The organism is Phyllobacterium sp. OV277 (genome assembly GCF_900104355.1).
Lineage (GTDB): Bacteria > Pseudomonadota > Alphaproteobacteria > Rhizobiales > Rhizobiaceae > Phyllobacterium.
The window spans coordinates 1,107,117-1,129,666 of sequence record NZ_FNIY01000002.1; the positions used below are offsets into that span (position 1 = coordinate 1,107,117).

The following is a 22,550-nucleotide window of genomic DNA, read 5'->3' on the forward strand; positions in this document are numbered from 1 at the left end:
ATCTGCAACGTTTCCTGTTGTGGGAAATGTCCGACAGGACAGAGGGGGGTGATTACATCTACCAACGTTGCGGTTGCGGACCGCAGTTCCTGTTGCATCGATATGGTGAGCGTGTCGAACCACGCAAAATCTTTATGCAAAAACAAAACCCGCCGGGATTTTCATCCACGGCGGGTTTGTATTCATCACATCTGAGCGGCCCGATTATTCAGCTTGACCGGCAGCGGCCTTGCGGGCTTTTTTGGCTTTGTATTTGTCAAAGCCGGAGGGATCGCCGGGCTTGCGTTCTTTGGGAGCTTTTTTGGCCTTTTCAGGCTTTTCCGTGGTCCAGCCTTCCGGCTTCGCCTTGGCAGGCTTGGCAGCCCAATCGGCTTTTGGCTTGTCGTCATAAGCACGGGGGCGATCATCGCGCGGTTTGTCATCGCGGGCACGGGGTGGCTTGCGGTCGTCCCATTCGCGCTTCTCGCCAAAGGTCTTCTTCGGCTTGAAATCGCTGCGTGGGGAGGATGATCCTGCGCCCTCGCTGCGGGTGATATTCACGCCCTTTTCGCCGGTGCCGTATTGCTTGATCCGGGCAAGAAATGCATCGGCCTTGCTGGCGGTGATTTCGAAGCGGGTTTCGGTCTCAAGAATCTTGATCGAGCCGACATCGGTCTTGGTAATATCGCCAGCCTTGCAGATCAGCGGCAGCAGCCAGCGCGGTTCGGCACGCTGTTTGCGGCCAACGCTGAGCGAGAACCAGGCGCCGCTTTCAAACTGTTCAAAACGATCTGAACGGGGAGCACGGTCGCTGCGATCGCTACGATCACCGCGGCCCGGACGGTCGTCATAGCTTCCCTTGCGGATCGGCTCGAGGACGTGGGCTGGTGTGTTCGACAGTTCTTCCGGCGCAGGCCGTGCAGCCATTTGCTGACGCATATAAGCGGCTGCAATCTGTTCGGGCGAATGCAGCGCGAGCAATTCGCGCACATGATCGCCTTCTTCTTCGGTCATGACTTCGGTCAGTGACGCATCGTTGAGGATACGGTCATAATTGCGCTTGTTGATGGCGGCAGCATCCGGCGGCGGCACCATGGTGGTGCTGAGCTTGGCCATCTGCAGCAGGCGCTCGGCCGAACGGCGGCGCGATGCCGGTACGATCAGAACGCAGATACCCTTGCGGCCCGCGCGTCCCGTACGGCCACTGCGGTGGAGCAGTGTATCGGGGTTGGTCGGCAGATCGGCGTGGATAACAAGGTCGAGATTGGGCAGATCAATACCGCGCGCGGCAACGTCGGTGGCAACACAAACGCGGGCACGGCCGTCGCGCATGGCCTGCAATGCATTGGTGCGCTCGGCCTGGCTAAGTTCGCCCGAGAGCGAAACAACGGAGAAACCGCGATTGGACAGGCGGCTGGTCAGGTGCTTGACCGCTTCGCGGGTCGAGCCGAATACGATAGTGTTCTGTGCATCGTAGAACAGCAGCGCATTGATGATCGCATTTTCGCGTTCGCGCGGGGCGACCGGCATGATGTGATATTCAATATCGCTGTGCTGGGACTTTTCGCTGGTGGCAGTGATGCGCAGTGCATCGTTCTGGAACTGTTTTGCCAGCTGGGCAATGGGTTTGGGCACGGTCGCCGAGAACATCAGCGTGCGGCGCTCTTTTGGTGCTTCGCCGAGGATGAATTCAAGGTCTTCACGGAAGCCAAGGTCGAGCATCTCGTCGGCTTCATCGAGAACAACGGCGCGCAATTCGGTCATATCGAGCGAGCCGCGAGTGATATGGTCGCGCAGACGACCCGGCGTGCCGACGACAATATGGGCGCCGCCCTGCAATGCACGGCGTTCCTTGGTCATGTCCATGCCGCCAACACAGGAGGCAATGCGTGCACCGGTTTTTTCGTAGAGCCATTCCAGCTCGCGGCGAACCTGCAAAGCAAGCTCGCGGGTCGGGGCAATGACCAGCGCATAGGGGGCGCCGATAGATGTGAAGCGGTCTTCGCCTTCAAGCAGCGTCGGTGCGATGGCGATACCGAATGCAACTGTCTTGCCAGAGCCCGTCTGGGCGGAGACGAGAAGGTCGGCGCCATCTGCTTCCGGAGCAAGCACAGCGGTCTGCACAGGCGTCAGGGTCTCGTAACCACGGGCCGCCAATGCACCGGACAGCGCCGGGGCGATAGAATCGAAAATAGTCATTAATGAACTTTCAAGTACGTGTTTGGGCTGGTGTTTTCGGCTCGGCATATGTTGGGGCACGAGCGGCACGCATATAGCTTTGTTGCGCTCTCGTAGAGGTTGCGGGGCATTTCGTCAATGGCGGGGACGCATAGCTCGGTTGCAATTGAGCGGGAGCGGGGGTGCTGAGGGGGCGATTATGGCTTGATTCAGTTGGTGAGTGGTTCGTGGTTCGACAAGCTCACCATGAGGGAGAGGGGTGATGCAAGGGAGTTAAGTTCTGCACCCTCTGTGATCTGCAACCTTTGTGATCTGCAAAACTGACGATTATCGTTGCATCCTCACTCTCCCTCATGGTGAGCTTGTCGAACCACGAACCACACACAGTACTTAAACAGCAAAACCCGCGCGTTTCAGGCGAACAATGGCAAGATCAAGCGCGGAAAGAAAGGCGGACCGGTCTTTTGGTGAAAAGGGTCTGGGGCCACCGGTGATCTGACCGGCAGAGCGCAACTCGTCCATCAGGTTGCGGGTGGCCAATGTGTTGCCGATGGATGCCTCGGTGAAGGCGCGGCCCGTGGGGGAGATGGCATCGGCCCCTGCTTTGACGCAGCGGCTGGCGAGCGGAATGTCTGCCGTCACCACCACATCGCCGCGCGAGACACGTTCGGCAATCCAGTCGTCAGCCGCATCAAAGCCATCGCTGACAATAACGCGCGCGATCATCGGATCGCGCGGGATGGTCATGAAGGAATTGGAGACGACGAAGACCTTGACGCCATAACGTTCGGCAACGCGGTAAATCTCCGCTTTAACAGGACAGGCATCAGCGTCGACATAGATAGTGATGGATTTCTGATCGTTCATGCTCAACCGAATATATGAAGGGCGGCAAAACCGACAGATGCGGCAAAGCCAATGGCAAATCCGACCGCCAGTGCAGCGACAAGCAGGCCGGTGCCAAGCCATACGCCATCCTGTTCGCCAAGGCCAATACTGAGCAGAACAATGCTGAGCGCCGGCAACTGGTTGACGAGGGGGACGGGCAGAACAACGAGAAAGGACAGCAAAAGAACGATGATACTGATGATCCGCTCCATGATTGCCTGCGGCAGCGGCCAATAGCGCGGCTGCGCAAGCCGTTCAAAGCGGGCAAGCAGTGGTTCGAGTTTGCGAACAATACGCCTGTAGGTTTCGATACTGATGAATTTGCGACGCAGGAGTGCCGGAAACCATGGGTTTTCCATGCCAATCAGCAATTGGGTCGACAGAAGGATGAGGGGAATGCCGAAGATCGTCGATGTTCCCGGCGGTAGGGGTATCAGATTAAGCGCTGCGAAGAGAATGAACAGCGCGCCGAAGCTGCGCTCGGAAAGCGCGGACAGAATGTCATCGAATGAAATCCTGTCCGCGTCTGTTTCACCAAGCTCGACCAGAACGCTGGACAGGCGCCGTTCGGCGGGGTTTCCCGAAGGGTCCCAATCAAACGGTTTCCCACCAGCGTTCATGCGTGTTTCTCCATTGATAGGATTAAGCTTTTCTCTCTGCCTCGGCGATGGAAAGTGCCGAAGCCTGTTCTGCATCTATCGTTAATTCAGACTCTGGCACATCGTTGCGGGTTTTCCAGAGAGAACTCAGGATACCGGCGGCAAGAATGCCAAGTGTGATCGACAGTGACCACATAGGCGGTATCTTGGCCAGTCCCAAAGCGTCCGCCACGAATATCTTTCCGCCAATGAAAACAAGCACCAGAGACAGGGCATATTTAAGGTAGACGAAGCGATGGATCAGACTTGCGAGGGCAAAATACAGCGCACGCAGACCAAGGATCGCAAAGATGTTCGAGGTGAAAACGATATAGGGATCGGTGGTGATGGCAAAAATCGCGGGGATGGAATCCACCGCAAAGATGACATCGGCGAGTTCCACCATGACCAGCGCCAACAGCAGGGGAGTGATCCATGTCTTGGATTTGCCCGTATGCGGGTCAGTACGGCGGATCATGAATTTTTGCCCGTGCAATTCGCTCGTCACACGAAAGCGCTTATTCATGAACTTGAAGACGGGATTGGCGGAAACGTCGTATTCCTCGTCTCCCGCCATCAGCATGCGAATACCTGTGATGATCAGGAACGTCGCGAACAGATAGAGGACCCACTCATATTGTTCGACAATCGCAGCACCCGCCGCGATCATGATGCCGCGAAGGATGACAACACCGAGAATGCCGTAAACAAGCACGCGGTGCTGGAATTGCTTGGGAATGGCGAAATAGCCGAAAATCATGGCGATGACGAAAATATTGTCCATCGCGAGGCTTTTCTCGACCACAAAGCCGGTCAGGTACTGCATCCCGGCTTCGCTGCCGAGTTCCCACCAGAGGAAGCCGCCAAAGGCGACACCAAGGCTGATGTAAAATGCCGAAAGCCAAAGGCTCCGGCTCATGCCTATATCGTGATTTTTTCGATTAAGAACGCCCAGATCGAGGACGAGAAGAACAAGTACGAGGGCAAAAAAGCCAAGCCACATCCATAGGGGCTTGCCCATGGCATCAACAAACAGAATCTCCATGTGAAAAATGATCCGCCGGCATCGGTTCCAGATTACAGCTCCGACATCACGAAAGAGCCGGTCACTTCCGCCAGAGGGGCCCGGTGCTGCAATTCTGTTTCAGTTGGGGAGAAGCACAGACCAATGCAAGGGTTTGATCGTAATAAATAATTCAGCCGGACAGAATGCCGCGCAGTGCGCAGCTATCAGCGGGTTGGAACGGGGTTTTCACCGCGATAATCGTAAAAACCGCGCCCGGCCTTGCGCCCGAGCCAGCCAGCTTCGACATATTTGACCAGAAGCGGGCAGGGCCGGTATTTTGAATCCGCCAGACCATCATGCAGCACCTGCATGATCGACAGGCAGGTGTCGAGGCCGATGAAGTCGGCAAGCTGCAACGGGCCCATCGGATGATTGGCGCCAAGCTTCATAGCCGTATCGATGGCTTCAACCGAACCGACGCCTTCATAAAGCACATAGATGGCTTCGTTGATCATCGGCAGAAGAATACGATTGACGATGAAAGCCGGGAAATCCTCGGAGACGGTCAATGTCTTGTCGAGGCTGGTAACGAACTGGCGCGCGGATTCGAAGGTGACGTTTTCCGTGGCGATGCCGCGGATCAGTTCAACCAGCTTCATCACCGGAACCGGATTCATGAAGTGAATGCCGATAAAGCGCTCGGGGCGATCCGTGGTGGCGGCAAGCCGTGTGATGGAAATCGATGAGGTATTGGTGGCGAGGATCGCCTCCGGGTTGAGGTTGGGGCAAAGCTGGGCAAAAATCTTGCGCTTGACGGTTTCGTCTTCCGTCGCGGCTTCAATGGCAAGATCAACGCCCGCAAGATCTTCCATGCGCGGGGCAGGGCGGATGCGCGACATGCCCTTCACACGCTCTGCTTCCTCAAGCTTGCCGTGGGAAACCTGCCGCGCCATGTTGCCATTGACGGTGGCAATGGCCTTTTCCAGCTGTTCGGCGGATTGGTCGTGGATCAAAACATCATATCCGGCCAGTGCACAAACGTGAGCGATACCTCCGCCCATTTGTCCCGCGCCGATAATGCCTACAGTTTTGATCGAGCCAGCCATGTTTCCATCCGTTTATTTATTGTAGCACCAAACCAGGGTCAAAACTCATTAATCTGGTGGAAATAGCACGAGGCTTTTCGACCAGATTAATGAGTTTTGACCCTAAATGGCCGGGGTAGCATTCGTCTACCCCGGCCATGCAGATTCATTTCAATCTTGCGATTAAAATCAGAGCGCTTTTTCAAGCTCCGGCAGAATAACGAAGAGATCGCCTACCAGACCGTAATCGGCAACCTGGAAAATCGGTGCTTCTTCGTCTTTGTTGATGGCAACGATGACCTTGGAGTCCTTCATGCCTGCCAGATGCTGAATGGCTCCGGAGATACCAACAGCGATGTAAAGATCAGGCGCAACAACCTTGCCTGTCTGACCAACCTGCCAGTCATTGGGAGCATAACCGGCGTCCACCGCAGCGCGCGATGCGCCGACGGCAGCACCGAGCTTGTCGGCAACCGGAAGGATGACTTCCTTGAACTTCTCGTTGGAACCAAGCGCACGGCCACCGGAGATGATGATCTTCGCCGAAGTGAGTTCCGGACGGTCACCGCCCGAAAGCTTGGCTTCGATGAACTTCGACAGGCCGGGATTGGCGGCAGCCGCAACAGTCTCGACAGAAGCCGAGCCACCTTCGCCAGCCGCCGCAAAGGTTGCGGTGCGTACGGTGATGACACGCGTTGCATCGGTCGCCTGAACGGTCTGCAGGGCGTTACCCGCATAGATCGGACGCTTGAATGTATCGGGTGCGATGACCTCGATAATATCGGAGATCTGCATGACATCGAGCAGAGCTGCAACGCGCGGCAGGATATTCTTACCGTTGGTGGTTGCAGCGGCAATGATGGTGTCATAGTTGCCAGCGATCGAAACGATCAGGGCAGCCGTGGCTTCCGCAAGGCGGTTGGCCAGATCATCGCTGTCTGCAAGCAGGACTTTCTTGACACCGGCAAGCTTGGCAGCCTGATCGGCAACGCCCTTGGCGCCTTTGCCAGCCACCAGAACATGCACATCGGAACCGATGGCAAGCGCTGCGGTCAATGCCTTGGCGGTCTGGTCGGAAAGGGTCTCGTTATCGTGTTCGGCAAAAAGAAGAATAGCCATGGTGAATTCCTTTCCTGATCTTAGAGAACGCCAGCTTCGTTCTTCAGCTTGCTGATGAGTTCGGCAACGTCCTTGACCTTGACGCCTGCCTTGCGGCCACCCGGCTCTTCGGTCTTGAGAACCTTGAGACGTGGTTTGGTGTCAACGCCGTAATCGGCTGCAGTCTTTTCATCCAGCGGCTTCTTCTTTGCCTTCATGATATTCGGCAGGGAAGCATAGCGCGGCTGGTTGAGGCGAAGGTCCGTGGTGACTATGGCCGGGAGCTTGATTTCGATGGTCTGGAGGCCGCCGTCAACTTCGCGGGTAACGTTGGCAGTATCGCCGCCAAGTTCAACCTTCGAAGCAAATGTGCCCTGGCTCCAGCCGAGGAGTGCCGAAAGCATCTGGCCTGTTTGGTTGGCATCGTCGTCAATGGCCTGCTTGCCGAGAATGACGAGCTTTGGCTGTTCGGCGTCGACAATGCCCTTCAAAATCTTGGCAACGGCCAGCGGCTCGACGAGATCGTCAACCTTGACCAGAATGCCGCGATCGGCGCCCATGGCGAGCGCAGTGCGGATGGTTTCCTGAGCCTGAGCAGGTCCAACGGAGACAACGATCACTTCCTCTACCTTGCCAGCCTCTTTCAGGCGCAGGGCTTCCTCGACCGCGATTTCGTCGAACGGGTTCATCGACATCTTCACATTGGCAAGCTCAACGCCCGAACCGTCGCCCTTAACCCTGATCTTCACATTGTAATCGACTACCCGCTTTACCGGTACGAGGACTTTCATGGGGACTCCCTCTCAAAAAACTGCAAGCTGATTTAACTGCCGGGCAATGGCACCCGCTTGCCGGATGCCGACATTGAAGCGAAAAAAACGACACGCTGGCGTGTCAGGATCGTGCGGGACCGTAAATATGACTAACGTAAAGGTCAATCGCGGAGTTTGCGCTTATCCGCCTTAAACGATTGAAAGTTGCCGGCTCTAGCGACCCCAGCGGGTTGATGGTGGTTCAGGCGGTGTCTGTTCCGATTGCTTGTCGATCACGACGGCGCGCGGTGAAACGATGGCGCGATCAAAAAGCGGGACGCTTCGCCGTTTGAACGGGATCAGCAGGAGGGCACCGGCAATAATGCCGCCAACATGGCCAGACCACGATATGCGATCCTCGCCATGGGTGATCACCATGACGAACTGAATGCCGACCCAAAGCAGCAGGGGATAGAGCGCGGGGATGCGCAGGGGAATACGGCCAAAGGCCAGCACCCAGACCCGGACACGGGGATGCAGCAGCAGATAGGCCATGATCACCCCGGCAATGGCGGCCGATGCCCCAATGAGCGGCCCCTCCGACATTGGATCAAGTGTGCCGTGCAGGAAAGCACCGGCGGCGGCGCAAAGCAGATAAAAGATCAGGAATTTGATGTGCCCCATTGCGTCTTCGACATTGTCGCCAAAAACCCAAAGGAACAGCATGTTGCCGCCCAGATGCCAAATATTGGCATGCAGGAAGGCATAGGTGACGTAGGTAAAGGTGGATGGCACGAAATCAAACTCGGGCGGAAGCACAGCTGAGTGGTGCATCACGGCCGGAATGTAGCCAAAGCCGATAGCGGCAGCGTTGGAGGCGGTATCGGAGAGGCTCGTAAGGCAGAAAATTAGGACATTCAGGGCAATCAGCGTCAGGGTGACGTATTGAAGCTTGATGTATTTGAGGCTGTTGGCGTCGTAGAGTGGTATGAACATCGGCGCCGTTCCCCCGTTCAGCGGTTCTTACCGGGCACCCATAACACGTCCCTTGCGCCATTGTCATTGACGGCACGCGCGGCGACGAAGAGAAAATCCGAAACACGGTTGATGTATTTGAGCGCCGCTGGCGTGACGATCTCATCGGGCTTTTGCGCCAGCTCAACCATGTGCCTCTCCGCGCGTCTTGCGACCGTGCGGGCAAGGTGCAGGGCGGCAGAAGCCGCCGATCCGCCCGGTAGAACGAAAGAGCGCAGCGGTGCGAGTTTTTCATTCAACAGGTCAATATCCGCCTCGACCCGCGCTGTCTGGCTGTCGACAATGCGCAAAGGCTCGTATTCAAGCTTTTCGCCCGTATCAGGGGTGGCAAGATCGGCACCAAGATCAAAAAGATCATTCTGGATGCGTGCAAGCATGGCATCGATCTCGGGAAAATCCTTCTCCGTATGCAACCGCGCCAGACCGACACAGGAATTGGCCTCATCAACCGTGCCATAGGCTTCGACACGAAGATCATGCTTCAGACGGCGCGCACCGCTGCCAAGGCCTGTCGTCCCGTCATCGCCGGTTTTCGTGTAGATCTTGTTGAGCTTAACCATGGGGCTTCCCGATTAACTGGCAGCGCGGTGGAAATAAATCGCGCCAACAATCAGGATAATCGCCACCAGTTGCAGGAAAATGCGCAGCTGCATCATCTTGTTGGAGAAATTGGCGTCGCCGCCTTTCATCATGTTACGCAGACCAATCAGCAGCACAATTGCGACAGCGGCGATGGCGATGAGCGCCAGAAACTTGAAGATGATATCCATTGTTCTTTCCTTTTCAGGCCAATCTCTTTTCAGGACTGACCGGCAAGCATGCGGTATAGCGCACGCGACGACAGAAATCTGCGGACAAAAACAGCAAATTTCGCAGGTCGTGTGACGAGATAATGGGGTTTCGGGCGCGGATTTTCCAATGCGTGTTTCAGCACGGAATAGACGGCATCAGGACCAAGTTTGGCGCGTGACTTGGTGCCACCCTGTGACAGGCGGGCAATCTGCTTCTGATAGTCCGCACGATGTACGGAACCTTCAACATCGATATATTTTTCGATCTGCTTCAGCGCATTGTAGGTGAAGCGCGACTCTATCGGGCCCGGCTCGATCAGGGATACGTGGATGCCGGAGCCTTCAAGCTCCATGCGTTGAACCAGCATCAGGCCCTCAAGCGCAAATTTGGACGAGACATAGGCACCGCGCCATTTCATCGGCACAAGCCCGAGGATGGATGAGCAATGAACGATCCGCCCGTGGCCCTGACGGCGCATGACCGGAACGATATGCCGGGTCAGCTCATGCCAGCCGAAGAAATTGGCGTCGAATTGTTCCCGCAAACCTTCTATCGGCAAATCCTCCACCGCGCCCGGCAGTGCATAGGCGCCGTTGTTGTAGAGCGCATCCAGCGTGCCGCCGGTCGCCGCGAGCACAGTTTCAACCAGCGCTTTGATGGAATCCGGTTCGCGATAATCGAGATAATGGGCGGAAAGGCCATCGGCTTTCAGGGCTGCGATATCTTCATCCCGCCGCGCTGTTGCAAAGACCGTCCAGCCATCCGCCTGCAGCGCACGGGCGCAATAGGCGCCGATGCCGCTGGAACAACCTGTGATCAAAACCGTTCTGGAACTGGTCATTCTTTTCCGATTGCTGCAAACCAAGCCACGAAATCAAAAAAAGACTTCACATATTCGCCTGTGCCTTGCAATGTCACGCCAAAGGGACGAACCATTTTCAATGCGTAGAGTATATGTTTTTCTCCGGCGGGTGGCCTTCGATACATTGAGGCATTTCAGCACGGATGACGGTTGGGCTTTCGCAAGCCATATCGCCCTTTCAGGCATTCTGGCGCTGTTTCCGTTCCTGATTTTTGCCACGTCGCTTGCCAGCTTCCTTGGTGCCAGCGCCTTTACCGATACGGCAGTGCATGTGGTGTTCGACACTTGGCCTGAAGTGATTGCGCGGCCAATTGCGCAGGAAGTGCGCAACGTTCTCAACGTGCAGCGCGGCGGACTTTTGACCATCAGCGTGATCGCCGCCGCCTATTTTGCCTCCAATGGTATCGAAGCGCTGCGCATTGCGCTCAACCGCGCCTATCGCGTGGTTGATACACGCTCGATTATCTATTGCCGGTTGCAGAGTCTTGGCTATGTGATTGTGGCGACCATCGGGATCATGGCCATCAGCTTTCTGCTGGTGCTTGCGCCACTTGCCTTGCGCATTGCGACGAAATGGGTGCCTGAGCTTGATCTTCTTTCCGGCACTATCGGCTTCTGGCGCTATTGCATCGCGTCGGCAGTGTTGATCGTCGGGCTGCTGGTCGTGCATCTGTGGCTACCCGCAGGACGGCGCAGACTTGTTGATATCCTGCCGGGGATTTTGCTGACGCTGCTCGCATGGACCATCGGCGCGACGATTTTTGCCAGCTATCTCGAAACTTTCGCGTCCTATGTGACGACCTATGCGGGGTTGGCATCGATCATGGTCGCCATCGTGTTCCTCTATATTATCGCCGCGATTTTCATTATCGGTGCCGAGGTCAATGCGGCCATCATCCATTACCGCGAGGGCAGGGTCGCCAAGCGCCTCTGACCGGTGGAGAGCGCAACGCCGAGCGTTGCCACCACCATGCCGCATAGTTGGAACAGCGTCAGTGTCTCGCCGAAAAGCACATAGGCCATAAGCGCGGTCACGCCAGGCACAAGATAGAACAAAGATGCCACCTTGGAGACGGCACCCTGATTGATCAGGATCATCAGGAGAAGCACCGCTCCGATCGACAGCACCACAACCAGCCAGAACAGGGCAAAACCCAGCGGTGCTGCCCAGATCACCACATGGGTTTCAAACAGCAGCGAGAAAATACCTGTTAGAACAGCCGCACCAAGATATTGCAGGGTGGTGCCTGCTTTCAGGTCAATCGTACCGACAAAACGCTTCTGCCAGACGGTTCCGGTGCTGATTGCCAGCACCGACAGGATGGAGGCGCTGACCGTTGCCGGGGTAATGCCATCGGCAGAGACGGACAGTTTTGGCCAGAGCACCATGGCAACGCCGATGAAACCCACGGCCAGACCGGCCCAATGGCGCGGCAGGATTTTCTCGTGCAGAACTGCCCCGGCAATCAGCGCCGTGATCAGTGGTTGCAGTCCCACCACCAGCGCCGACATGCCTGCGGGCAGCCCCCGGTGGATCGCCCAGAACACGGCCCCAAGGTAGACGCCGTGGATCAGGCAACCCGCAATAATCGCATGCATCGCTCCGCGCCCGCTTGGCCAATTATTGCCCGCCAGCACAACCCAGCTGCCAAGAATTGCGCCCGCGATGATAAACCGGATGGTGAGGAACAGGAACGGTTCCATATAGGGCATGGCATAACGGGCGCCGATAAAACCGGTGGCCCACAACAGGACGAACAGGGCAGGGAAATAGCGAACAGGCATGATTGAGGACCGGTGACGGGATAAGTGTGGTGCAGGTTTATACGAACAACCTTTCAACAACCAGCCATTCGTTGAGCAGCGGTGTATGTGGTTCGTGGTTCGACAAGCTCACCATGAGGGAGAGGGGTGATGTAAGGGAGCTATATTCTGCAACCTTTTTGATCTGCAATGTTTATGATCTGAAATGTTGGCGATTATCGTTGCATCCCCCCTCTCCCTCATGGTGAGCTTGTCGAACCACGAACCACGAACCACGAACCACGAACCACGAACCACGAACCACGAACCACGCACAAATGGTCGGTCAAGTTTCACCCCCCTCTGTCCTGTCGGACATCTCCCCCACAAGGGGGGAGATCACATTGACATGCACGCTTTCCTACAACCGGAACAATTTCAGATTGTGCAAAGACGGTGTTGTAGACTGATCTCCCCCCTTGTGGGGAAGATGTCCGACAGGACAGAGGGGGGTGAACAACCCCGCTGAAGAACTTAGCTCCCTGCAACACATCTATCCTGTTATTCTTGGGGCAAGCCCGAGGATGACAGGGAGGGGTATTTCTCTCCTGTGAGCACAACGACCCATAAATTCTACAACCCAACCAACTCTCGGATCTGCTCCGGTGTCACACCCTCCAATCGCAACGATCTTAGCGAGGTATCCTTGCGGCTTTTGGAGAGCTTTTGGCCATCGCGATCAAGGATCAGATCATGGTGGTGATAAACAGGTGGTTCCAGTCCGAGAATATGCTGCAACAGGCGGTGGATGCCGGTGGCATGATAAAGGTCCTTGCCGCGCACCACGTTCGTAATGCCCTGCAGCGCGTCGTCGATAACCACGGAAAGGTGATAACTCGTCGGCATGTCCTTGCGGGCGATGATGACGTCGCCCCAATCCTGCGGGCGCGCTTGGATATTGGAATCAACAATGGTCTCGTGCCAGAACAGTGGCTCTCCCACATGTTCAAGCGCGCGGTCCATATGCAGGCGCCATGAAAAGGGATGCCCATCTTTCATGCGCTGCTGGCGTTCGCGCGTGGAAAGTGCGCGGTCAGCGGCCGGATAAAGCGCTGCACCATCAGGATCATGCGGCCAGACGATGCCTTTTTCCATCGCGCTTTGCATCTTGTGTCTGATGTCGCTGCGGCTCAAAAATGCCGGATAAACCAGCTCCATGCGAATCAATTCCTCAAGCGATTGCCGGTAGACTTCGAAATGCTCGGACTGGCGGCGCACCGGCGTTTCCCAGTCAAAGCCGAGCCAGTGCAGATCCTCCTGCATCGCGGCCTCAAGTTCGGGCGTGCATCGTTCGCGGTCAATATCTTCCATGCGCAGGAGAAGCCGTCCACCAGCTGCCCGCGCCATCTGCTGGTTCAGCAGGGCGGAATAGGCATGGCCAAGATGCAGATGGCCATTGGGACTGGGAGCAAAGCGAAATACCGGGACAGTCATGAACTCGGATTGTTGCGTGAAGACCTCATCGATTGATACGGTGTTTGTCTTGAGTTGAAAAGTGAGCGGTTGCGATGCGTAAGATAGACACGCTTGACGATGTTGCCGAAGGGCTTGCAGCCTTGCTCGTGGCGCACCCGGAACTTGCCGCCATTGCCGAGCGTGCAGGGCCCTTGCCATTGCGCCGCCGGGAACCCGGCTTTGAGAGCCTCGCCTCTGTGATCGTCTCGCAGCAGGTCTCGAAGGCCAGTGCCGATTCGATCTGGAAGCGGCTTGTCCAATATGTCGATCCCCTGACGCCGGAAAACTACCTTGCATCGGGCGAGGAGGCTTGGCGTCTGGCTGGGCTGTCGCGCGCCAAACAGGCGACGCTTGCACGGATCAGCGAGGCGATCATCGCGGGGGAGCTTGATCTGTTCGACCTGTGCAACAGGCCCATCGAAGAAGCGATGACCGTCATGACCAATGTGAAGGGGATCGGGCCGTGGACGGCGGAAGTCTATCTGCTGTTTTCAGCCGGTCATGCGGATGTTTTTCCCTCGGGAGACGTCGCCCTGCAGCACGCCTACGCCCACGCCTATGCCGAATCAGTCAAGCCAGACGCGAAGGCTTTGCGGCTTTTGGCGGAGCGTTGGACGCCCTGGAGGGGTGTCGCAGCCCGACTTTTCTGGGCTTATTACGCCGCAACCCGTGGCCGGGATGGCACACCGGTCGGATGAAGTTGAAATAACGGGGTTTTTTGCGTGCTGCGATGCAATGTCGCTTCACATTCCTGTCACCTCAAGCTTACAATAATGGGGCCTGATGGTTGGACTAGGAGGTGATTCCTTGACAATAGCCGTCTCGCCGGACGGGTTACCGGCCCTGGTACTCAACGCGGACTATCGTCCGCTCAGCTACTATCCCTTGTCGCTGTGGTCCTGGCAGGACGCGATCAAGGCGGTCTTTCTTGACCGTGTGAATATCGTTGCTGAATACGAGCATGAGGTTTCCTCGCCCTCGTTCGCAATGCGGGTACCGAGCGTCGTTTCCCTTAAAACCTACATAAAGCCGTCGCGCACGCCTGCCTTTACGCGATTCAATGTTTTCCTGCGCGACCGGTTTGAATGCCAGTATTGCGGGTCAGAGGAAGATCTGACCTTCGATCATGTCACGCCGCGTTGCGCCGGTGGTGCTACTGTCTGGGAAAATGTCGTCGCAGCCTGTTCCCCGTGCAATTTGCGCAAGGGCGGGTTGATGCCTGATCGAGCCAAAATGTGGCCACGGCAAAAGCCCTATGCGCCGACGGTGCATGATCTGCACAATAATGGCCGGTTGTTCCCGCCGAACCATTTGCACGAAAGCTGGATGGATTATCTCTACTGGGATGTCGAACTGGAGCCGTAACGGCCCCAGTTTTCAGATTGTTTACAGAGGCGGCCTCAGGCCGCCTTTTTTGCGCCGCGAAAGGCGATGACTGCAAGGATCAGGCTGGCAATTGCATTCCAGCCGGCAAAGGACAGGCCAAGCACACGCAGCGCGGCCGTGTCACATGCGGGCGGATGGATCGCATTCATATCATTGAGCAGATTGCCCGCATTGGTGGTGATCGACATGCTGACCGCCGTGCAATCGGTAGGGCCAGCCCAGAATTTCCATTCAACACCGGAATGAAACACCGCAAGGCCAAGGCCGATAAGCATCAAAATACCGCCGAGTGCCAGAAGCGTGCGGGTGAGGGCGGCGGGCCAGCGGAATGCCGATGCGAGAACGGCAAGCGCCATCAGCGGGATACCGGCATAATAGGGAAAGCGCTGCTCAAGGCAAAGTTTGCAGGGCAGGTAGCCGCCAATATACTGGAAGCCCAGCGCCGAGCCGACAGTCACAATCATGGCCAGGAGCAGGAAAACCGCAGTTTTAAGGTGCGGAGAAGTGCGGATCGTCGTCATGATGGTTTCCGTGTTCAGGTTGGGTCGTTCAGGAGGCGTAATAGTGCAGTATGGCATAAAGGAGGATCAGCACACCGGCGGCGGCAGCAGCGATCAGGCCCAGACGCTTTTCGATAAAATGGCGGATCGGTTCGCCGTAACGGCGCAGGAGCCAGGCGAGGAAGAAGAACCGCGCGCCGCGCGTCAGCACGGCAGAGACAATGAACAGCCAGATATTGATGTTTGCGGCACCGGAGAGGATCGTCACGATCTTCATCGGCGGCAGGTGGGCAAGGCCCGAGGTAATCAGCAATAGCAGGATCGCATCAGCGCTGGTTGAGCCGCGCATCTGTTCGAAAGCATCCAGCTTGCCGTAGAATTCGAGAACCGGCTTTGCCAGTGCCTCATAGGCATAGTGGCCGAGAAACCATCCGGCGATACCGCCGAGCACCGAGAAGATCGTCGCAACGAGCGCATAGCGGTAGGCGCGCTCAGGCCGGGCCAGCGCCATTGGCAGGAAAAGCACATCGGCGGGAACGACAAAAACGGAACTTTCGACAAAGGCAATGAAAGCAAGCCAGACTTCCGCTGATTTGCGCGCGGCAAGTGACATTGTCCAATCGTAAAGTCTGCGCAGCATAGAGTGTTTCCTGTTGGTCTTTGTTCAGTAAGGCTCGCGATCCTTAACCCATGCCGGGGCAAAACGGAATCGCCCGTATCGAATTTGTCTGTTGCAGCTGGATTACAGGCGGGATAGTCGAACCTTTCGGTTGCCAAGTCGCTCTACCGGCCCTGATTTGCCTTCGCAACACACAGTGATGTTATCCTGAATGTTTATCCCGATAGAAAACGTCTGAATGGTGTTGACCGAAGTGGGGTCTGCCTGTATTTGGCTTTTTACGGCTGTGGTTTGCCCACACCCGGTGCACATTGCGGCCCCCTTGGCGGAATTGGTAGACGCGCCTGACTCAAAATCAGGTTCCGAGAGGAGTGCTGGTTCGATTCCGGCAGGGGGCACCATCACAAAAATCAATGCTAAAAAACCGCACCTATGATGCTGTCTGGCTGGTCATATGGGTGTGCCTATGGGGCAAAATACTTTGCTAAGCCAGCAACTGCCAAGACCGCTATGACAAATCCAAGAAGCTGGAGTGTTGTAGGGAGGCCATCTACCTTTCCCTTCAACTCCTTTACGTCTGCCTAGGACGCAACGGATTTAAGGTTCTCCTCGATGCGAGCGAGGAATACCTCGATATCTGTGAGATTTGACTCAAGCTTGGATATACGAGTTTCCATGTCATCAAATGTGCCACCTCCATCGGCTGATCCCAATGGGCCATCGGGAGAGCGGACAAATGGAATTTGTTGTTTGATTTTGCCATTGCCGTCTGCCGGATAAATACAAAGTGAAGCGTCACAGAATTGTTGTGCTGACAGGAATATGGTTCTCTTCGCGGGCCGCAAGCCGGGATTGAAATCTAGCTAGCGTGCAATTTTTGATTGCTTTTCAGCCAAGGGAGAAAACCAGATGTCACAGACTCCGACGATTATTCTCGTGCATGGATTTTGGGGTGGGGCGGCTCACTGGAGCAAGGTTATCGTTGAATTGAAACGGCTCGGCCATACGTCGCTCAAAGCGGTGGAACTGCCGTTGACGTCGCTGGCGGATGATGCGGAGCGTACGCGCAAAATGATTGCGCAGGAGAGCGGTCCCGTGCTGCTGGTGGGCCATTCCTATGGCGGTGCTGTCATTACCGAGGCGGGCAACCACCCGAATGTGGTGGGGCTGGTTTATATTGCAGCCTTTGCGCCCGATGCCGGTGAAAGCCCCGGCGGCATCACGCAAAAGAACCCTCCGGCTGGTGCTGCCAATCTTGCGCCTGATAGCGATGGCTATCTCTGGGTCAAGCAGGACAAGTTCCACGAAAGTTTCTGTCAGGACCTGACCGCCGATGAAGGGCTTGTGATGGGTGTGACGCAGAAAGCGCCGCTTGCCAGCACATTCGGCAATGAGATCAGCAACCCGGCGTGGAAGTCCAAAAACAGCTGGTATCAGATTTCCAGTGATGACCACATGATCCATCCGGCCAATCAGGTATTCATGTCCGGCCGCCTTGGCGCCAAGAAGATCATCACGCTGAAAGCCAGCCATGCTTCGCTGGCTTCAAAGCCGGTTGAAGTTGCGGCATTCATTGATGAGGCTGCAAAATATCAGTGATATAGGTTCCTGACGTTTTCAGGCCCTCGCATTCTTAAGGATGCGGGGGCATTTTACGTTCTATGCATGCCGTCTTTGACCCCTTATAATTGGAGGGGTGATAAACCACATATGCTTTGACGTTTCGATCTGGCAGCCTTGCCATGGTATCTTCATTCCAGATCGTGTGCAGACGTGATCAGGACGGGGTGATGCAATGCAATCTTTGTTGGACGTGAACAAGAGTTCGCCTCGCGCGAGCGACGGGGTTTGGCCTATGCAAAGGAGTGCACTGCTTGACTGGCTGATGATCGAAACGCGTGAGCAACGGTTCATCGACAATATTCTCGTGGAAATGTGCGAAAAACTTGAAGCTGCGGGGATACCTGTCGCCCGCGCATCGCTGCATTTCCGCATTCAGCATCCGCAATGGCGCGGTGCGCGGCTTCTGTGGCGGAAGGGTCTTACCGAGACGGAAATCCGCACATTCGAATATGGTTCCGAACAGACAGCCGAATATCTCAATAGCCCCATCAACGATATTGTTAGTGGGGCAAATGAGGTTCGCCAGCGCCTTGAAGTGATTGACGCCAATGCGCCCAAATACCAGCTCTATGACCAGCTGCGCGCAGAAGGATTGACAGATTATGTCGCCTGGCCGCTCGATCACACTCTGGGCAAGCGGCATGTGGTGACTTTTTCCACCGACCGGCGCGGCGGCTTTGACGATGAGCATATCGCTGCTTTGTCTGACCTGATGCCGGCCCTTGCGCTGGTCAGCGAGATCAGGCTGAAGAACCGTTTTGCGCGCACATTGCTGGAAACCTATGTCGGCCCGCATGCCAGCGAGCAGATACTCGCCGGTGCAACAACCCGCGGTAGCGGCGTCACTGTGGGCGCGGCAATCCTGATCTGCGATCTGCGCGATTTCACGGGTATCTCGGATGCCTGGCCGCGTGACAACGTGATTGAACTACTGAACGGTTATTTCGACGCAATGTCGGAGCCAATCGAGAAATATGGCGGCGAAATCCTCAAATTCATGGGTGATGGTCTTCTTGCCATTTTCCCGCTGAGCAATGCAACCGCCTGTACCGATCTGCTGCATGCTATCAGCGAAGCGCAGCTTGCAATGACGGCGCTCAACGCAGAACACGTAAGGGAGGGCCGCAAACCGCTTGGCTATGGCATTGGCGTTCATGTCGGGGATGTCATGTATGGCAATATAGGCTCGCGCAAGCGTCTCGACTTTACGGTTATCGGTCCGGCAGTGAATATTGCCTCGCGTCTGGAAACGCTGACCAAACAGGTTCATCGTCCTGTTCTGCTGTCAAAGGCCTTTGTTGATCTTGCCGGGGTTGAGTGTGAACTGGAAAATCTGGGGTCTCATTTGCTCCGGGGCCTTGATGAGCCCATTGATGTCTTTGCGTTCTCTGGCGATTGTCTTAACGTGGGGCAGATTCCGGCCTGACGCACTGGCTTGAAGTAACGAGGAGCATATATATATGGCACATTCACCGCGCCGACCTGTTAATCCGATGGATGCCGCCGAAGCGCTGTTCAAGCCGGTTGCCAAAAAGCTTGTTGTGCCGGTGCGTGAAGCGCCTGTTGTGCCCCATGCCAAAGAGCTTGTCTCACTCCGGATTGATCGCGCGGTTCTGGAGCATTTTCAAGAGGGTGGTCCTGGCTGGCAAGACCGTATCAATGACGTCTTGCGGCAGGCCGTTTTGGGGAAAGCCTGAGCCCAGGCGTGATGCGTTTGCCTGATATGCCGGAGTATGACGGATGAATGATTTTCATATCGGCCAGAAGGTCGTTTGCATTGATGATAAATTCAAGAATGTCAGCATCGATCAGTTGATCCGTAAGGGGCAGATTTATACGGTTCGCTGGGTTGGCATGTACAAGCACTATGTCGATGGCGAGTTCGTTGGCATCAAGGTGGAGGAAATCCATCGCGGCAATGATGATGGCCCTGAAGGCTATGGCGCTGCTGATATGCCCTACCGGGCAACGCGATTCCGCCCGCTTGTCAAAGACAAGATTGGTTCTTTGCGCAAGCTGCTGGCGCCCAAACCGGATGCCCCTGTAGAGCCTGAGAAGACCAGCCCGGTGAAAAAGAAAGAGAAGGTGTGAGCCCTCTACGGGTTCACATCATGTCCGGCCGGTGAATTCACGCAAGCGTTCGCGGATGATGCGGGCAAAGTTCTGGGTACGGCGGTAGAGATGGATTTGTGCCGCCGCCCGGCGGGTTGCCCGATCGGAAGCCGGGGTCAGACCGATAACCAGTGTGCCAACGGATTCGCGCTCCTGAAACAGGCGGGACGCGACCGGATGATCAGGAACAGCGCAGGAATCCGTGCGCAGAATATTTGGATCATCAAGATGGTTCTTGAGCATCTCGATCATCAGAAGCACGCCGGGTGAATAGGCCGCGAGGCTCTCGTCATAGGCCGTTTTCCACGTCCATGCCTGACCGGCTTCGACAAAGACCACGAGTACGGCAATCGTCTTGCCGTCGAGTTCAAGCGTGTGGATACGGGCAAGATCGCGGCCGGCGAGATTGTTGACGGCTTCGCGGGCAAAGGCGGCGCGGAAACGATCAACCGCCATGGCCGAACCGCGATGACCCTTCCATCCGCTGGCCTCAACCGCCAGAAAATCTTCCAGACGGGCCCGGATATCTTCCTCAGTGCGGCTGACCGTATAGGTCAGCTTGCCCTTTTCCGACAGGCGTCGCCATAAACGGCGATATTCCTTGGCATGGCGTGTGCCGAGTGCTTCGCGCAGATATTCTTCACCCTCTTTGGTGCTTTCAAGAAACGGCCGCTCGACCGTGCCAATTGTGGTGATGGGCAGGTTTCGGTCGAGCGCAACAGCGCGGAAAAGCTGGGCGACCGGGCGGTTCAGCAACAGGTCAGGCAAAACCAGCACGTCAGGGAATTTCAGGTGCTTGCGCGCCAGCATGTCGAACAGGTCGTTGAGAACGCCAACTGGATCATCGCGGTCTATCAGCGGAGTGCCTTGTGGGCCAAAAGGTGTCGCCCAGGCGCGCAGGATCGACGAGGAAAAGGTGAAGCCGGGCCGCTCAATCGTATAGGGCAACAGAAACCGCAGGCGGCTCTTCACCTCATTTTCATCGCGTACCACCATGAAACGCACCTGCCGATCATCAAGCCGGGGCATTGCGGGGGCAAGAAAGCGCGGATTGAAGAAGACGTTTGGTTCGATGGTCCGGTAGCTCAGATATTCGAGTTCTTCGGTAAGGTCGAACCCGGCGGAAGCGGAATAGACGGAGAGTTTGCGGGGGATGCCGCGCGTGCCCAGCGTCTCCTCGATCTGCTTGGCCGCATCACGCGACTCAAAGCCAGCCAGCTGCGAAATGATCTGCGAGGAAGGGCCACCGGCCAGTTCTTCGAGAAGCGGTATTGCAGCCATCAGATTTCTTCCTTGGCGGATTTTGTGCCCGGTCCGCCGGCGAAAACAAACATTGTTATGTTGAGACGGTTGTAAACGGTCAACGCCAGAACAAGCGCTTCAAACACCATCGAGGCTGCCGTCGCACATGCGGCGCCTGCAAGGCCGTATAGTGGTATCATGAGAATGCTGAGACAAATATTAACGGCCAAAGTAACCGCATAGACAATCGCGCAAATCTTCTGTTTGCCCGCCATGTTGAGCAGGCTTTCCGCCGGGCCGACCGAGGCGCGGGCCACCACGCCGATCACCATGATGAACAAAAGCGGATAGCCTTCAGTGAACTGTGCGCCGAAGAGCCATAGCAGCGGCTTGCCCAAAACAAGCAGCACAATGGCCATCGCCAATGAGGGCCAGAATGTCCAGCGCGCCGTATCGCGGGCAAATCCCTCAAGCTGGGCGTGGTCATAATTCTGCATCAGCTCGGCATAGCGCTGGGCAGCGCCCGCCTTCACCGAGAAATAGACGAAATGCACCAGAGCGAGAAGTTTGACAGTGGCGTAATAGGTGGCGACCTTATCAGGCTCCATATAGCGCCCGACCATCAACACGTCGGCATTGGTCAAAAGGAAGAAAAAGCCTTCCACCAGAAAAATCGGCAGGGATACCGCGAACCAATCCTTGAAATAAATGGCTCGGGGGCCCGGTGGCACCACAGCCTTGAAGCGATCGCAAACGACGTAGAGCTGGAAGAGCGATGTGAGATAGGTCGCGATAATGGCCGAGCCGATGGCGGTCATGGCCGTGGGGGCGAACCCGCCGAAATGGGAAAGGCTCATGACGGCGAGCGTCAGGATCGGGCGGATGATATAGGTCGGGGTAAGCGCGACCAGTACCCATGAGCGCGAGCGTGCCGTGCCGTCAAGCGTATCACCAAGCGCGATCATGGGAAGACAGATCAGCCCGACAAGGAATGGGGCGATGTAGTAAACCTCGATCTTGTCGCGCAATGCATAGATGACGGCGGCGCCAACCAAGGCGATGCATGTGGTTATGCTGACCGCAAAGGCCTTGCTGGTGAAAAGGATGCCGCGCAGATGGTCAAACTGCTTGCGCTCCAGATATTCAGGGACAAAACGGATAACTGTGGTCTGAAAGCCAAGGCAGGACAGATTGCCGAGGATGACGACCGTCACCCATACGAGAACGAAAATACCGTATTCGAATGGGCCCATCCAGCGGGCAAAGATGACCTGAGAAACGAGGGCTATGCCGGCGCTGACAACGCGGACAAGGAACGCAATCAGGGAAACGCGCTGGGCGACGGCGTGTTCGTTCGACCCGTCAAGCAACTGATCCAGTCGCGACAACCAGGGACCAAGGCGCTGTGACAGTTTTTCTGGCAAAAATCGGTCTGCAGCTTTTACCGCAGAAAATCGCACTCGCAGCCCCCACTCATTCACAACCTACCGATGTATA

At 56.2% G+C, this 22,550-nt stretch carries 24 protein-coding genes and 1 tRNA gene; 8 read left to right on the top strand and 17 right to left on the bottom strand.

Going from position 1 to position 22,550, the window contains the following annotated elements; genetic code table 11:
• Positions 1–204: 204 nt before the first annotated feature.
• From BLU05_RS11470 to BLU05_RS11520, 11 genes are all read right to left on the bottom strand, one after another.
• Entirely contained in the window at positions 205–2,178 is a 1,974-nt protein-coding gene (locus BLU05_RS11470) for a DEAD/DEAH box helicase (protein ID WP_091880012.1), read from the bottom strand.
• A 369-nt stretch (positions 2,179–2,547) separates the two neighbouring features.
• On the bottom strand, positions 2,548–3,024 hold the full coding sequence (locus tag BLU05_RS11475) for a YaiI/YqxD family protein (protein ID WP_091880014.1): 477 nt from the start codon (positions 3,022–3,024) through the stop codon (positions 2,548–2,550).
• Between the two features lie 2 nt (positions 3,025–3,026).
• The gene (locus BLU05_RS11480; protein WP_175540571.1) at positions 3,027–3,665 is read right to left on the bottom strand and encodes an exopolysaccharide biosynthesis protein; all 639 of its coding nucleotides are present in this window, start codon (positions 3,663–3,665) and stop codon (positions 3,027–3,029) included.
• 22 nt (positions 3,666–3,687) lie between these two features.
• Positions 3,688–4,728, bottom strand: a complete 1,041-nt coding sequence (locus BLU05_RS11485; RefSeq protein ID WP_091880017.1) for a TerC family protein — start codon at positions 4,726–4,728, stop codon at positions 3,688–3,690.
• 185 nt (positions 4,729–4,913) lie between these two features.
• Positions 4,914–5,795: a 3-hydroxybutyryl-CoA dehydrogenase gene (locus BLU05_RS11490; RefSeq protein ID WP_091880018.1), complete on the bottom strand. Its 882-nt coding sequence runs from the start codon at positions 5,793–5,795 to the stop codon at positions 4,914–4,916.
• 168 nt (positions 5,796–5,963) lie between these two features.
• A complete protein-coding gene (locus tag BLU05_RS11495; protein WP_091880020.1) occupies positions 5,964–6,893 on the bottom strand; it encodes an electron transfer flavoprotein subunit alpha/FixB family protein in 930 nt (309 codons plus the stop codon).
• 20 nt (positions 6,894–6,913) lie between these two features.
• On the bottom strand, positions 6,914–7,663 hold the full coding sequence (locus BLU05_RS11500) for an electron transfer flavoprotein subunit beta/FixA family protein (RefSeq protein WP_091880021.1): 750 nt from the start codon (positions 7,661–7,663) through the stop codon (positions 6,914–6,916).
• Between the two features lie 195 nt (positions 7,664–7,858).
• On the bottom strand, positions 7,859–8,620 hold the full coding sequence (locus BLU05_RS11505; RefSeq protein WP_091880023.1) for a rhomboid family intramembrane serine protease: 762 nt from the start codon (positions 8,618–8,620) through the stop codon (positions 7,859–7,861).
• Positions 8,621–8,637: 17 nt separating this feature from the next.
• On the bottom strand, positions 8,638–9,219 hold the full coding sequence (locus BLU05_RS11510) for a cob(I)yrinic acid a,c-diamide adenosyltransferase (RefSeq protein WP_091880024.1): 582 nt from the start codon (positions 9,217–9,219) through the stop codon (positions 8,638–8,640).
• A 12-nt stretch (positions 9,220–9,231) separates the two neighbouring features.
• Positions 9,232–9,429, bottom strand: coding sequence for a twin transmembrane helix small protein (locus tag BLU05_RS11515; protein ID WP_091880027.1), 198 nt, complete (start codon positions 9,427–9,429; stop codon positions 9,232–9,234).
• 29 nt (positions 9,430–9,458) lie between these two features.
• On the bottom strand, positions 9,459–10,292 hold the full coding sequence (locus BLU05_RS11520) for an SDR family oxidoreductase (protein ID WP_091880028.1): 834 nt from the start codon (positions 10,290–10,292) through the stop codon (positions 9,459–9,461).
• A gap of 100 nt (positions 10,293–10,392) precedes the next feature.
• Here BLU05_RS11520 and BLU05_RS11525 point away from each other — a divergent pair, with 100 nt between their 5' ends.
• Positions 10,393–11,247 carry a YihY/virulence factor BrkB family protein gene (locus tag BLU05_RS11525; protein ID WP_091880030.1) on the top strand — a complete coding sequence of 285 codons (855 nt, stop codon included), beginning with the start codon at positions 10,393–10,395 and terminating at the stop codon, positions 11,245–11,247.
• On the opposite strand, the gene BLU05_RS11530 is transcribed toward BLU05_RS11525, so the two are convergent.
• Together BLU05_RS11530 and gluQRS are read right to left on the bottom strand one after the other, a co-directional pair.
• Positions 11,214–12,098 (bottom strand): DMT family transporter, encoded by an 885-nt coding sequence (locus BLU05_RS11530; RefSeq protein WP_091880031.1) that lies wholly within the window; start codon positions 12,096–12,098, stop codon positions 11,214–11,216. The two genes, BLU05_RS11525 and BLU05_RS11530, sit on opposite strands and share 34 nt — an antisense overlap.
• A gap of 591 nt (positions 12,099–12,689) precedes the next feature.
• Positions 12,690–13,550 (bottom strand): tRNA glutamyl-Q(34) synthetase GluQRS, encoded by an 861-nt coding sequence (gluQRS, locus tag BLU05_RS11535; RefSeq protein ID WP_091880033.1) that lies wholly within the window; start codon positions 13,548–13,550, stop codon positions 12,690–12,692.
• Positions 13,551–13,624: 74 nt separating this feature from the next.
• Here gluQRS and BLU05_RS11540 point away from each other — a divergent pair, with 74 nt between their 5' ends.
• Positions 13,625–14,269 (top strand): DNA-3-methyladenine glycosylase family protein, encoded by a 645-nt coding sequence (locus BLU05_RS11540; protein WP_091880034.1) that lies wholly within the window; start codon positions 13,625–13,627, stop codon positions 14,267–14,269.
• A 109-nt stretch (positions 14,270–14,378) separates the two neighbouring features.
• Positions 14,379–14,936, top strand: coding sequence for an HNH endonuclease (locus tag BLU05_RS11545; RefSeq protein WP_091880036.1), 558 nt, complete (start codon positions 14,379–14,381; stop codon positions 14,934–14,936).
• 35 nt (positions 14,937–14,971) lie between these two features.
• Here the strand turns inward: BLU05_RS11545 and BLU05_RS11550 are convergent, their stop codons facing one another.
• Positions 14,972–15,478 carry a disulfide bond formation protein B gene (locus tag BLU05_RS11550; RefSeq protein WP_091880038.1) on the bottom strand — a complete coding sequence of 169 codons (507 nt, stop codon included), beginning with the start codon at positions 15,476–15,478 and terminating at the stop codon, positions 14,972–14,974.
• A gap of 28 nt (positions 15,479–15,506) precedes the next feature.
• Positions 15,507–16,097 carry a YqaA family protein gene (locus BLU05_RS11555; RefSeq protein WP_091880039.1) on the bottom strand — a complete coding sequence of 197 codons (591 nt, stop codon included), beginning with the start codon at positions 16,095–16,097 and terminating at the stop codon, positions 15,507–15,509.
• A gap of 295 nt (positions 16,098–16,392) precedes the next feature.
• On the opposite strand from BLU05_RS11555, the gene BLU05_RS11560 reads away from it, so the two are divergent.
• From BLU05_RS11560 to BLU05_RS11580, 5 genes are all read left to right on the top strand, one after another.
• Positions 16,393–16,477: transfer RNA gene (locus BLU05_RS11560), tRNA-Leu, on the top strand.
• 508 nt (positions 16,478–16,985) lie between these two features.
• Complete coding sequence (locus BLU05_RS11565) at positions 16,986–17,675, top strand: alpha/beta hydrolase (protein ID WP_091880041.1); 690 nt, start codon at positions 16,986–16,988, stop codon at positions 17,673–17,675.
• 196 nt (positions 17,676–17,871) lie between these two features.
• On the top strand, positions 17,872–19,125 hold the full coding sequence (locus BLU05_RS11570; RefSeq protein WP_091880042.1) for an adenylate/guanylate cyclase domain-containing protein: 1,254 nt from the start codon (positions 17,872–17,874) through the stop codon (positions 19,123–19,125).
• 34 nt (positions 19,126–19,159) lie between these two features.
• Positions 19,160–19,396, top strand: a complete 237-nt coding sequence (locus BLU05_RS11575; RefSeq protein ID WP_091880044.1) for a BrnA antitoxin family protein — start codon at positions 19,160–19,162, stop codon at positions 19,394–19,396.
• A gap of 43 nt (positions 19,397–19,439) precedes the next feature.
• A complete protein-coding gene (locus tag BLU05_RS11580) occupies positions 19,440–19,790 on the top strand; it encodes a CAP-Gly domain protein (RefSeq protein ID WP_091880045.1) in 351 nt (116 codons plus the stop codon).
• Between the two features lie 18 nt (positions 19,791–19,808).
• Here the strand turns inward: BLU05_RS11580 and BLU05_RS11585 are convergent, their stop codons facing one another.
• Together BLU05_RS11585 and BLU05_RS11590 are read right to left on the bottom strand one after the other, a co-directional pair.
• Positions 19,809–21,092, bottom strand: a complete 1,284-nt coding sequence (locus BLU05_RS11585; protein ID WP_091880047.1) for a type IV secretion system effector crotonyl transferase BspF — start codon at positions 21,090–21,092, stop codon at positions 19,809–19,811.
• On the bottom strand, positions 21,092–22,513 hold the full coding sequence (locus BLU05_RS11590; protein WP_091880048.1) for a lipopolysaccharide biosynthesis protein: 1,422 nt from the start codon (positions 22,511–22,513) through the stop codon (positions 21,092–21,094). Before BLU05_RS11590 ends, BLU05_RS11585 begins: the two co-directional genes overlap by 1 nt.
• Positions 22,514–22,550: the final 37 nt, after the last annotated feature.